This is a genomic window from Myxococcus sp. CA023 (genome assembly GCF_010998615.1).
GTDB lineage: Bacteria > Myxococcota > Myxococcia > Myxococcales > Myxococcaceae > Myxococcus.
The window spans coordinates 12,065-24,467 of the sequence record NZ_JAAEAH010000001.1 but is presented as its reverse complement, the minus strand read 5'-3'; the positions used below and the strand labels follow the sequence as shown (position 1 = coordinate 24,467).

Here is a 12,403-nt window from a genome sequence, read left to right as displayed (position 1 = left end):
AAAAACCTCTACCCGCCCCGCCATGTCAACCCGTCAACCTGGGGATACCAACCCAACCCATCCTGGTCCCATCTTCGTCAAAGATGCCGCCGGAGGGCTCAATCCGTTTGATGCAAAGAACGGGTACGCATCAGAGGCTGAACTTCAAAAGCTCATCGCCGATCATCCCGAACTGTTGCGCGGCGACCAGATGGATCCAGAAGACCCACGGCGATGGCTACTCATTGGGCGTGAGGTAGGAATTCCAGGCGGATTAGGACAGGGCGACCGCTGGAGCATCGACCATGTCTTCATCGACCACGACGCTGTCCCTACCCTCATCGAAGTAAAGCGTAGCTCGGACGCACGAATCCGCCGTGAAGTCGTGGGGCAACTCATTGAGTACGCCGCGAATGCGAAGCGACACTGGCCAGCCAATCGCTTAGAGCAGCTTGCCCGCGAGTCCCACGCAGACATCCTCGACCAGACGGTTCTGAAGCTCTGTGGCTCGAAGGAAGCGGCTACCGACTTCTGGGCTCGCGCGGACGCGAACCTACGGTCCGGGAATATCCGGCTCATATTCGTTGCCGACCGGATTCCTGACGAGCTCTACCAGATGGCGGTCTTCCTCAATGAGCAAATGACTCACACAGAGGTGCTCGCCCTTGAGATTCGTCCATACGCCGCCCCTGGCGGAATGGAGGCATTCGTCCCGCACGTGCTCAACGCGACTCCACATGCGCGGGAGCTCAAAAGCGCGCTCTCCGGACGGCGAAGGTGGACAGAGGCCGAGTTCTTCGACGACGTACGAAGGCGGTTACCGCCCGATGCGTCCAACGCCGTCCGCGCGCTGTTCGATGCTGTCTCCCAGAGCGCGAGCACCCTCAGTTGGGGTACGGGCTCTCTGCGAGGGTCCTTCAACCCCAAGTACGCGCATGTAGGCGAACGTTCACCGATCAGCGTGTTCTCCGATGGTGCGCTACACATGAACGGCTTCTGGATGGACGCCCCTCATGGGGCTCGCTTGAAGGATGCCGCACGAGAACTGTTCGGCATCGTTGCGAATGAACGGAACCCTGAAGTCATCCCTGTCGACCTCTGGGTCCCCAAGAGGCAGGCGCTACAAGACGAACTCGCGCGCCTGCTAGCGCCCAATTCAGACGAAGCCGGCGCCCCCTAGCCGAGGCGCCTTCAGGTCGAGCCCAGCAGCCGAGGCGCTCCGCGTTGAGCCCGCCACGCCCGAGAAGCCCTCCGTCTGACGGAGCCGCAGTGCGCATCAAAGCGGCTTCCTTCGCCGGCGGAGCTACTCCAGAATCGGGAAAACAAAGGCCCTGGAATCCTCAGCTTTTGCCAAGAACTCCAGGGCCTTCGATGGTCGGGGCGACAGGATTTGAACCTGTGACCACTTGCACCCCAAGGAACGCCGGGGGCCGTCCAGCGGTTACAAGCCCTTCACAACCCGTCGTAAATACTCGGGTTTCTTCGAACGGAGTTGTCCAGCCGTCCCATCCAGTACCCCAGGACCCCAAGATTTTTGCTGCTAGTTTGCTGCTGGGCTCCGCCCCGGTGGCGCTGAAGGCCTCCGGTTCTGGCCGGCTGCTGACCGTCCGGGATGTCGAAGAACGGTTGGGGGTGTGTCGGGCCACCGTGTACCGGTTGTGCGAGCAGGGCGAACTGAGAGTCTTCCGCTTCCATGGCTCTCCCGCACTTCGTGTGGTTCCTCTCGGGGGAGTAGGCAGACGCGGCGAGCTGCCAACTGGGCGAATACACCCTGGAAATGGAAACGCTGTACCCACTTCCTGGGTGTCGGTGGACCGGGTGGCTCACGGTAGCCAGGACGGCGATGCCGTCCGGGCCGCCCTGACCTCTCCCTGGAGCAACGCCCAGGCCGAGGGCCAAATCATGAAGCTCAAACTCCTCAAGCGTCAGATGTATGGCCGCGCCAACTTCGACCTGCTGCGTCGAAGAGTGCTGCTCATCGGCTGAACCTACGGTCCATACGAAATGTGGGAGAGCCACGGAAGCGAGAGACTCTCAGATCGAGGTGGGGACCTACTGGGTGAGCAGTCGCAGAATCTAAGGCCGCCCCCTACCTCCCCGGAGGTAGGAACGTCGGAATCCATACGTGGGAGTCTGGTGGTAACGTTATCAGTCGCCGACGGCTAACGACTTTCCTGGAGGAGCAGTTGGGGGCCATTCCCTTGAGCGCAACATCCAACGAGGAGGAGCTTCCGCTGCTCTTCCTTGAAGATGAGGACTGGGCTCCTCTCCCGGATTGGGCCCTCTTCCTCTTCAAGTTAGGTGCGGTGCTGGGGGCCTGGCCCCACCCTGCGGAGAGACTCGTGACCGCGGTCTCTCTCCCTACCCGCGCGTATGCCGGACCGATGATCGCGGCGGGCTTCCTCTGTGAGCGGTCGCTCTACAAGCAGGTAGGAGGGACTGCCTCCTTCGAGGTGGGCACCTCCGTGTTCGTTCAAGACAGACAGGGCTGGTACAAGGCCATCGTCGAGCGTCCCGCAGTGCTTCCGGATGGGAGCCCTGCTCTCCAACTGAAGATCTCCAAGGATGCCCGGGAGCTGCTCCCGGCTCGGAGGGCGCGCAGGATCCGGAGGTCAGCACGCGCACACAAGCTGACCGGTTCGAGGAAAACCTATGACCAGCACACACCGGCGACGTCCACCCTGTGCGAGCAACTGCTCAAGGGGGACGTGACGACCTTCCTGGCTACGCCAGGGCTCGATTGCCTCATGATCGGGGCAGTCCGTGAAACGATCGAGGAGCTGTCCTCCCTCCAGTTGTGGGCCGTTGAGTCTTCCGGGACGGCCCGAGGGAATCTCGCGGAGATTGTCCGGCCGCTGAAGCTCGAAGGCATCGGCCAATCGTGGCACAGCCAGGCCATCGGCACCCACAGTCCTCAGGTTGCGGCGCTTGCAGAACAAAGACCGGAGCTGGTGGTGCTCGATGGGGCACAGGCCTGCCGACGCTGGGGCAGCAGCTTCCCAGAGTCCGAGCTGGTCATGGTGCTCGATCGCTCCTCGCCGGACGTCGTGAATGGGGCGAACACCGTCCTTGAGATGTATGCGAACCGGTTGGACGGGGCTGGGCCTGTCCTCCCCACCGTCCCGGATGGCATTGAGGTCACGCTCTTCAGAGTCGCGAGGGTGAGATGAGGCTAGGCGAGGCGACGCGGCTCTATGAAGCCAGCAGGAGGCTGGGCTTTCACGATCACATAATCGACCCTCCGTTGCTACGGGCCCTCGAAGAGGCCATTCGCCATCTCCGTGATGCGAGCCGGGAGGCCGAGGATGATGGAACCTGGAGAGCATTCTGGATCCCGGTGCTGCGCTTCCGCCGGGATTCCTATGCATCGGGACTTCCCCTGGACCGGCCCGAACTGCTCTCGACCGAGGACGCCCAGCGCTACCACCGTGCCAGTGAGCTGGTAATGGCCCAGTACCCGCAGCATCAAGAGCGGATCGCAGCGCTCCGCAAGGCGTTCTCCGACTGCCGGGCCTCGTCTGCCAGCCCGGTCGGGGATCGATTGGCTGAACTCCTCCTCGACAACGCGCAGGTGGAGGTCGGGCTCTTCACCAACAACGAGGCACTGCATGGCGCGGCTGAACAGTTCCTTCGCGAGAGGACAGGAAAGACGCAGCTTCGTGTGCTTCGCAAGAGTCAGCTCGGCGAGGTCTCCATCGGAGGGACCCTGGTGATCTCCGGACCGCTGCAGAGGTTCCCCCCCCAGCTCACGCTCGCGCCCCGTGCAACAGCATTGCACGTCGTCAGGTACAAGTGGTCAAACTCGGCTCGTTGTGAAACCGAGCTGCTCCCGGATGCTCGTGGGAAGGCTGTACAGCTCCACGAGTGGTCCGAGCCGGTGCCACCTCGGGCCCGGGGGTCCGCCGCAGAATTGTCTCTTCTCTCCAACCCAGGGAAGCTGCGCGAGCTGCTGAGGCGTCTCGACGCTGATGGTGACGTCGGGGCCGATGAAGAGGGGCCGCATGCGAGCGACCCTGTCTCCGCCAGGCTGGTGAGACTGGCGGGCGGCAAGTGCATTTTCCTGGAGGTCGGCAGTCGGGTTCGTGTGCTGCAACTCCCAGGGCACGCTGGCGCTGATGACAGGGAGGATTCCGAAGGTACCGCTGGCCATCCCGAGGAAGAAGTGCCTCGAGGTGGCCTTCCAAGGCTCGTCGGGAGCTTGGTAGACGTGGACAAGCTGGTGCCGGGACTCTTCCTCATCGAACGGCGGGGCAGAGGTGGCGCTTCGATCGACCTCCTCGCCCGCCAGCTGCACGGAAGGGATCGCCTGGGGCTGGAACAGATCCAGTCGAAGTGGAAGCAGCGACTCTCCAAGGCCATCGATAACCGAGGAGCCAGGTCCATCTGCGACGAGCTCTCGGAGCAGTGTCCCACGACGCCCGGGAACCTTCGCAACTGGGCGAGTGACCGGGTCTTCCTGCCGGAGGACCCGCGGCACTTCCGGGCGTTGATGGAGTTCCTGGGGTTTGGTGCCGATGCAGAGTACCTCTGGCAGATCGGGAAGGCGCTCCAGTCGATGAATCGCGACACCGGTAGGGAGATGTCTCAGCGCCTCCTGAAGGAACTGACGGAGAACGTGGACCCCGCAGTGCTGGCGGCACGTGGCTCGATGGAGCTCGAGTTCAAGGGTGTCGAGAACAGTGGCCTGACCGCGAGCCGAATCGAGAGCTGCCCTGAAGAGGACCTGATCATCCCACGCGGTAGAACCCGTCGTTTCTTTGACGAGGATCTGCTGGACAGCGTGTTCGAGGAGTAGCGGGTAACTATTCCCATGGCAAAGATGATCCCGGATGTACCCCACCCGGACTGCAAGAGCCCGGGGGAGATCGACATCTTCAACAGGCTCAAGACCGAGCTAGGGACAGAGGACTGGACGGTTCTTCACTCGCTATCCATTGTCGGGCATCTGCATCGGGTCGAGGGGGAGCTCGACTTCGTCATCATCGTCCCGCAGCTCGGGGTGCTCTGCGTCGAGGTGAAGGCGTGCAACTCCCTCAGGATCGATGCGCGAGGAGCCTGGTACTACGGGAGCGATCCGGCACCGGACAGACGTGGCCCGTTCCGGCAAGCGTCCGAGGCGATGCACAGCCTGCGAAAGTGGGTTGGCAAGCTTCGGCCAGACCTCGCGCGGACCGTGTTCTGGACCGCCTGCATCTTTCCGCGTTGTCCGCTGCCGGCCGTCACGCCCGAGTGGCACCCCTGGCAGGTCATCGACAACCGGACCTACGGGCAGCGGCCGTTGGGCGACCAACTCAGGCACGTCCTGATACGTGCAAGGGCACGGCTGGAAGGGCTCCGCGCTCCATGGTTCCGGCCAGAGATTCAAGAGCCGACACCGGAGCAATGCGGGGCACTGACCCAATTGCTCCGTCCCCAGTTCGAGGCGCATGAGTCGGCGGTCGCCTGGGCGAGACGGGTGGACGGGGAGCTCCGGCGGTTCACCGAGGATCAGTATCGCTACGTGCGTGCGGCCGGCGAGCACCCTCGCCTCCTGGTCAGGGGCCCTGCCGGGAGCGGGAAGACGTTCCTCGCCATCGAGACAGCCAAGCGGGAGGCGCAGTGGCCCCGGCCGCAAGACTTCCTGGGCCCCCCGAGGGGTGGCGCGAGTGGCCACATCCTTCTGGCCTGCTACACCCGGCTCCTCGGCGCCTGGTTGAAGGAGGCGGTCAAGGACGTCCCAGGCATCAAGGCGGGTACCCTCCACAGGCACATGATGGATGTCTGCGGAATGGCGGAAGCGCCGCCCGATGCTGGGGAGGACTTCTGGAGCCGCGAGCTGCCCGGCCGGGCGCTGGATCGGCTCCTGGAGACACCCGGCCCGTACCAGCTCGATGCGCTCGTCATCGATGAGGCGCAGGATCTGCTCGCACCGACGTACCTGGAGTTCCTTGATCTCTCGCTCAAGGGAGGACTTGCGGAGGGACGATGGGCCTTCTTTGGTGACTTCGAACGACAGGCCATCCATGCCAGTCCTGAAGTGGTGCAGAGCGGCATGAACACCCTCCTCCAGGGAAAAGATGTGGCCCGTCTGCAGCTCAGGGAGAACTGCAGGAACACGCCCCGCATCGCGGCACTCGTCCAGCTCCTGGGGGGGCTCGAACCTGGCTACGATCGGGTCCTCCGACCTGATGACCAGGTGGATCACCGCATCGAACGCTACAGCACGCTGGCCGAACAGCGGCAGCGCCTCCTCGCTTCGATGGACCGCCTCCTGGTAGCCGGCTTGCGCGAGCAGGACATCGTGGTGCTCTCACCCCGAGCCGATGACAGCAGTGTGGCCGGCCTGCTGCACTCAGCAGGTCATCGCCAGCTCAGGCCGCTTCGCAAGAGCACCTCGGCGGGGGGCCTTGGATTCGGCACCATCCATGCCTTCAAAGGACTCGAGGCCCGGGCAGTCATCCTGACGGACATCGAGGAGATTGCGGATCTGGGCTCCCAGGCCCTGCTCTATGTCGGGGTCACTCGCGCGCAGAATCATCTGACCATCCTGATGAACAACTCCCTGCGGGAGCAGGTGGTCTCATTGCTCACCACACGGTGAGGACCGGGGGAAGAAGCTCATGACCGTCCATGTCGAGAACCGCGAGAAGCTCCTCGCATCCCTGCGACGAGAGCTCGTGGGGCCTGCTCCCGCGGGGGCTCCGCTCGAGACCGTTCGCTTCGAAGTGCCCAAAGACTCGTACGGCCCCTGGACCGAGAAAGGGACCGGTGAGGAGATCCTCAACGGGGACCGGCCCTGCAAGCGCTACGGCGTCGGTGTCATGTACCCCATGAAGGTACCTTCCGAGGATCCAGGGGTACAGTCCAACGAGGCTCCCGAATCTGCGGGACAGGGTGAAGCCAGCGAGGTCGTGACAGAAGAGGTCGAGAAGACGCTCGAGAAGATGGCCAAGCGGTCAAGTCGCGGCCAGGGCGCTGAGGACTTCGATCTCTCGGAGGCCAACCGATACCGGCCCAGCTCCATGGCGGTCACCTTCCTTGCGGAGCTGGTACCGGGAGCGGTGCTGAGCGTCGACTACTCGGGTGGGCGATACCGCCCGCTGCAGGTGACCGTGGGTACCGCCGGGAGGACGTGGTGGGTCCGGAATCCGGTTGCTGGCGGCACGAGCTTTACCGCTGAGCAGCTCATCGCCAACGCTGGCAGGGGCGTTCCAGGAAAGCGCCACGTCACCTCATCCGCAGGGCCCGAGCTGTGCGTCGAGACGCTCTGCCGGCCTTTTGTGGGTGCGGGTTCGGACTCGCGCCTCTTTCTCGTCACCGTCTGTCTGATCAACCGCAAGTTGGTCGATGGTGCTCCTGACGAGGCATGCCTCTTCCAGTCTGCATTCACGGTGACGCTGCGAAGCGACTCTGGCCCGAGTGCGCTCATCGCGCCGTATCCGCAGGCTCCCGCAGAGCTGATGGATGAGGAGGAGCAGGAGATCGCGATGCTCTACCGCGACGCCCAGACCTTCGCAGTGGGCCATGGGTGTGCCGCCGAGTGGAGCGCGACCTCCACTCAGGCAAGCCGGGTCGAATGGGTCCGTGCGGAGTGCCTGCCGACGTTTGAAGCCCCGAGCGTCACTCCGGACATCCAGCGTCAGGATGGATCCCTGTTGCAGGTCCGAATGGCCCCGCTGGCGGGACTGGAGCCTGGAGACGACGGGTTCTCCTCGCTCGAAGAAGTGGTCGAGCTATACGGCAGGTGGATTGCTACCCAGGAGGAGGCGGCGAAGCTCCTGAACGGGCACCAGCCAGCGGCGGCCCGCCACCTGGCGCTCTGCAAGGATGCGCATCGACGGATGAAGGGGGGCCTTGCATACCTCCGGCGTAACAAGCTCGCGCTGAAGGCCTTCCAACTCGCCAATTACGCGATGCTCCTCCAGCAGGCTCGTACGGCAAGCCGGCAGGTGCGCCGCCGCGAGTACGACAAGAAGGAGAAGCGCTGGAAGCTGAGCTCCCCCATCGAGCCCGTCCTTCTTCCCGAGCCTTCCGCGTCCCGCGGCCGGTGGCGGCCGTTCCAGATTGCGTTCCTCCTCATGAGCTTGGAGTCCACCTCAGAATTCGGACCGTCCGAGCGGAAGATGGTTGAGCTCATCTGGTTTCCCACCGGAGGCGGAAAGACCGAGGCCTATCTCGGGCTCACTGCATTCGCGATCTTCCTCAGGCGGCTCCGCGCAGTCGACAAGGGGCACGCTTCGGAGGATGCCGGGGTTCATGTGCTGATGCGGTACACTCTCCGGCTGCTGACCAGCCAGCAATTCCAGCGTGCGACGGCGCTCCTCTGCGCGATGGAGTACCTGCGGCGAAAGGATCCTGGGCACCTGGGAAAGCGGCACTTTGCGATCGGTATCTGGGTTGGCGGAACACCGAACCGGCGAGATGCCGCCCGGAAGGCGCTTCGCCATCTTCAACAGAACGGTGAGGCCGGTGAGGACAACATCGTCGTCCTCGAGAGGTGCCCGTGGTGCCGAGCTGAGCTGGGAGTCGGAGAAAGCAAGGTCGGACGGCAATATCCCGTACACGGGTATGAGTCCCGCCCCAGCCACACCGGAGTGGAGACGGTGGTGGCTCGGTGCCCGGACCCCCTCTGCGACTTTCATCAGAAGCTCCCCGTGGAGTTCGTGGATGAAGACATCTACGAGCAGTCACCCGGCTCGAACCCCGTGTCGCTCCTCATCGGCACGGTCGACAAGTTCGCGATGCTCGCCTACCGGCCCGAGGCGCGGGCCATCTTCGGGCGTGGCAGGGACGGCTCGCAACAGGTCTCCCCACCGGGGCTGATCCTCCAGGACGAGCTGCACCTCATCTCGGGTCCCCTGGGCTCCATGGTGGGCCTCTATGAGACCGTCATCCAGGAGCTGTGCACGGACCGCCGTCATGGCCCCGGCGTGCCTCCGAAGATAGTGACGTCCACCGCGACGATCCGGCGCTACCGCGACCAGGTTCGCGACGTCTTCGGCCGAAATGATGTCAGCCTCTTTCCTCCTCCCGGTCTCACCGCTTCCGACTCCTTCTTCGCCCGTGTGGCTGTCGACGCTCAGGGCCGCCCTATGAGGGGCAGGGTGTACGTGGGAGTCCATGCGCCAGCGCTCGGGTCTTCGCAGACCGCGCAGGTCCGTACATTCTCGGCGCTCCTGCAGGAACCCCTGGCCTATGCACCGGATCAGCGCGACCCATGGTGGACGCTCCTGCTGTTCTACAACAGCCTTCGGGAGCTCGGTGGCGCCCTCACGCTGTTCCACTCGGACATCCCGGGGTACCTGGAGGCCTTGCGGCGCCGCGCAGAGCGAACGCCCCTGGGGGCACGGCGACTGTGGAAGCTGATCGAGCTCACAGGCCGTCTGGCCAATGATGAGGTGACCTCCGCACTGTCGGCACTCGAGGTGGAGGCCGGCCGACCGGGCCACGCCGTCGACGCATGCCTGGCCTCGAATATCATCGAGGTGGGCGTGGATATCGACCGCCTCTCGCTGATGGCCGTGGTCGGCCAACCGAAGACAACGGCCCAGTACATCCAGGTGACGGGCCGAGTGGGCCGCAAGTGGCAGGAGCGGCCCGGGCTGGTGGTGACCATCTACAGCGCCTCGAAGCCTCGCGATCGGTCGCACTTCGAGAAGTTCCGCACCTACCACGAGCGCCTGTACGCCCAGGTGGAACCGACAAGCGTCACTCCTTTCTCGCAGCCCGCGCTCAGCCGCGCGCTGCATGCAATCATGGCCATCTACGTGCGCCAGACCGGAGACATGAGACAGATCGAGACTCCCTCGAAGGTTCCCTACGCACTCCTCGAGAAGCTTCGCGACATCACGCTCGCGCGAGCCGGGCTGGTGGATGGCTCCGAGGTACAGACCGTGGACGCCATCTTCCAGAAACGCATCACCGAATGGGAGAGGTGGTCGCCCTCTCTCTGGAACAGTTGGGGTGTGGAGGAGGACCCGCCGCTCCTTCGGTGGCCTGGGAAGTACGCTCCGCAGGATTTCGTCGAGCGGTCCTGGGTCACACCCTCCTCCATGCGTAACGTCGACGCGGAGTGCCAGGTGGAGATCTCCTCCAGGTTCCTGGAGGCACCGGCCAGCGCCTCGGGTGCGGAGGTCCGTACTGATGAGTGACTATGTCCGCAGGGCGCAGCTGATCACACCATCGGGCGTCGGGGCCATTACCGTCATCAAGGGCGGTACCTCCGTCATCTGCGCGGGTATCGACCACTGGTTCGAGCGCTCCGACAGCGTCGACCCGAAAGAAGGGGTCGATGCCACTGAGTTCGAGGTAGACGAGCCGCGGCTTCGGAAGCTTCTGAGCGTGGAGAGACTCTACACCCCACCCGATTACCGCCCCTACCAGGCAGGCTCCGAGAATCGAAATGTCGGGCTCAAGGTCCATTTCCTGCGCTTCCCCCGGTGGCACGTCTGCAATGACTGCGGCGAGATGGTGGAGGTCTCGATGGCCGCCAAGGGAACCCAGTATTGCGCTGGGAGGTGCCGCCAGGAGCGTGGCCGGGCCCGCCGGATCTTTCAGGTGCGCTTCGCCGCAATGTGCGAGGGGGGACACCTGCAGGACTTTCCCTGGCGCGAGTGGGTTCACCGGGATGTCTCCCCTACGTGCGAAGGGAAGCTCCGCATGACAGGAGGGGCTGGCGCCTCGTTGGCCGCGATCACCGTCGAATGCGCATGTGGCCGGAAGCGAAATCTCTCGGACACCATGGATGCGGAGACGGGCGAGGAAGGCCAGACGGTGACAGCCCTCACGCGGAAGCTGGATGCCTCGGGTGCGCTCTACCTGTGCACAGGTCAGCGCCCCTGGCTCGGCGCGGGGGCCGCTGAGAACTGCAAGAGACACCTTCAAGGCACCCTCCTCAACGCGAGCAACCTGTACTTCGCCAGCATTGCGAGCGCCATCTACCTTCCCCCCGCGGCGAGCGAGACAGCTCCTGCCGAGCTCGTCGATTTCCTCTCCTCGCCTGTGCGGGCCACTGCCATTACGACCCTCAGGAGTTTTGACGCATTGAATGTCCAGACCCTGCGCAAGAAGTGGGACAAGGAGCTAGCCAGGTACAGCGATGAGCAGATCAACGCGGCGCTCTCATCAGACGACGGCAGTGAGCAGGCGAAAGCAGAGGATACCGACGACCCGGTGATGTTCCGGCGGGAGGAGTTCGAGGTCCTGAGCGCCCCACAGGATCGCGAGCAACTCCGGGTGAAGGTGGTTCCTGCCTCCGAGTACACCGAGCCTCTCTTGGGGCAGCCGTTCTCGCGATTTTTTTCGTCCGTGAGCCTGATCGACCGCCTCCGGGAGACCCGGGCACTCTACGGCTTCACACGTGTGAAGCCGGGGAACAACACCCTCAGCCGTCAACAGCAGAAGGCCCAGTTGCGTCGCAGACCACTCCCCCCCTCGGAGGAATGGCTTCCGGCCTACACAGTCTTCGGAGAGGGAATCTTCCTGAGCCTGAACGAGGAGCTCCTCCAGAAGTGGGAGCGCAAGGAGGATGCCGCCCACAGGCGAGCCAATCGGCTCGGCAAGGCCTATGGCGCACTGGCGGAACGCGGTTGGGGGGGGCAGACCCAGCTCTCCGCCCGTTTTTTGCTCGTGCACACCTTCGCCCATCTCCTCATGAACCGGCTGACGTTCGAATGTGGCTACAGTTCCGCCTCACTCAAGGAGCGCCTCTATGTCTCCTCAAATGAAACCGCACGAATGGCGGGCCTGCTCATCTACACGGCGGCCGGTGATGCAGATGGAACTATGGGCGGGCTGGTGCGAATGGGGAAACCGGGCCGTCTGGAAGCCGTCATCCGTCGAGCGCTCGAGGGGGCTGACTGGTGCTCTGCCGACCCGGTTTGTATGGAGATGGGCGAGGCCGGTGGGCAGGGCCCGGATTCGTGCAACCTAGCCGCCTGCCATGCGTGCGGATTGGTTCCTGAAACAGCCTGCGAGCAGTTCAACCGCTTCCTGGATCGCGGGCTTGTCGTCGGCGTTCCCTCCCAGCGAGACATCGGATTCTTCTGGGGCACATGAGGCGATGACTTCCCGCAGGCGCTTCTTCTCGGTGCATTCAAGGGCTGGGACAGCCCTTTCCCCGAGCCTGGATTGCGCCAGTACTTCAACCAACGGACGCGACAGCCCCACCCTGTACGAGAGCTCACCGTTGCACCTCAACCGTGCGCTCGTACTCCTCGGAGCTGACGCAGCCGAGTGAAGAGTGACGGCACCTTCGGTTGCAGAACACCTTTATGTACTTGAACAGCGCGACGAGCAGGGGCCGGGCTTGCTGCTGGAGTCCAAGCGCCCAAAAGGTGAAGGCCCTGGATGCTCACGGGAAACCCGCGGTTCTCCAAGGCTTTCAATGGTCGTGGCGACACGATCTGGACCTTCGACCACTTGCACCACAAGCCCCCCCCGGGAG

The 12,403-nt window shown here is 63.9% G+C and carries 7 protein-coding genes and 1 pseudogene; all 8 read left to right on the top strand.

The window, feature by feature from the left end; translation table 11 throughout:
* Window positions 1–22 precede the first annotated feature (22 nt).
* The 8 genes and pseudogenes from F8M74_RS00070 (at window position 23) to drmB (ending at window position 12,015) form a co-directional block, all read left to right on the top strand.
* Window positions 23–1,159 (top strand): hypothetical protein, encoded by a 1,137-nt coding sequence (locus F8M74_RS00070; protein WP_141252633.1) that lies wholly within the window; start codon window positions 23–25, stop codon window positions 1,157–1,159.
* 191 nt (window positions 1,160–1,350) lie between these two features.
* A pseudogene (locus F8M74_RS38605) lies at window positions 1,351–1,665 on the top strand (helix-turn-helix domain-containing protein); the annotation flags it as partial.
* Window positions 1,666–1,797: 132 nt separating this feature from the next.
* A complete protein-coding gene (locus tag F8M74_RS37645) occupies window positions 1,798–1,965 on the top strand; it encodes a hypothetical protein (protein ID WP_228559249.1) in 168 nt (55 codons plus the stop codon).
* Between the two features lie 215 nt (window positions 1,966–2,180).
* Window positions 2,181–3,149 carry a hypothetical protein gene (locus tag F8M74_RS00060; RefSeq protein WP_141252635.1) on the top strand — a complete coding sequence of 323 codons (969 nt, stop codon included), beginning with the start codon at window positions 2,181–2,183 and terminating at the stop codon, window positions 3,147–3,149.
* The gene (locus tag F8M74_RS00055; protein WP_141252636.1) at window positions 3,146–4,774 is read left to right on the top strand and encodes a hypothetical protein; all 1,629 of its coding nucleotides are present in this window, start codon (window positions 3,146–3,148) and stop codon (window positions 4,772–4,774) included. The genes F8M74_RS00060 and F8M74_RS00055 overlap by 4 nt, the downstream gene beginning before the upstream one ends.
* Before the next feature lie 15 nt (window positions 4,775–4,789).
* Window positions 4,790–6,559, top strand: a complete 1,770-nt coding sequence (locus F8M74_RS00050) for a nuclease-related domain-containing DEAD/DEAH box helicase (protein ID WP_141252637.1) — start codon at window positions 4,790–4,792, stop codon at window positions 6,557–6,559.
* A 19-nt stretch (window positions 6,560–6,578) separates the two neighbouring features.
* Window positions 6,579–10,109, top strand: coding sequence for a helicase-related protein (locus F8M74_RS00045; protein WP_141252638.1), 3,531 nt, complete (start codon window positions 6,579–6,581; stop codon window positions 10,107–10,109).
* Entirely contained in the window at window positions 10,102–12,015 is a 1,914-nt protein-coding gene (gene drmB / locus F8M74_RS00040) for a DUF1998 domain-containing protein (protein ID WP_162294976.1), read from the top strand. The genes F8M74_RS00045 and drmB overlap by 8 nt, the downstream gene beginning before the upstream one ends.
* Window positions 12,016–12,403: the final 388 nt, after the last annotated feature.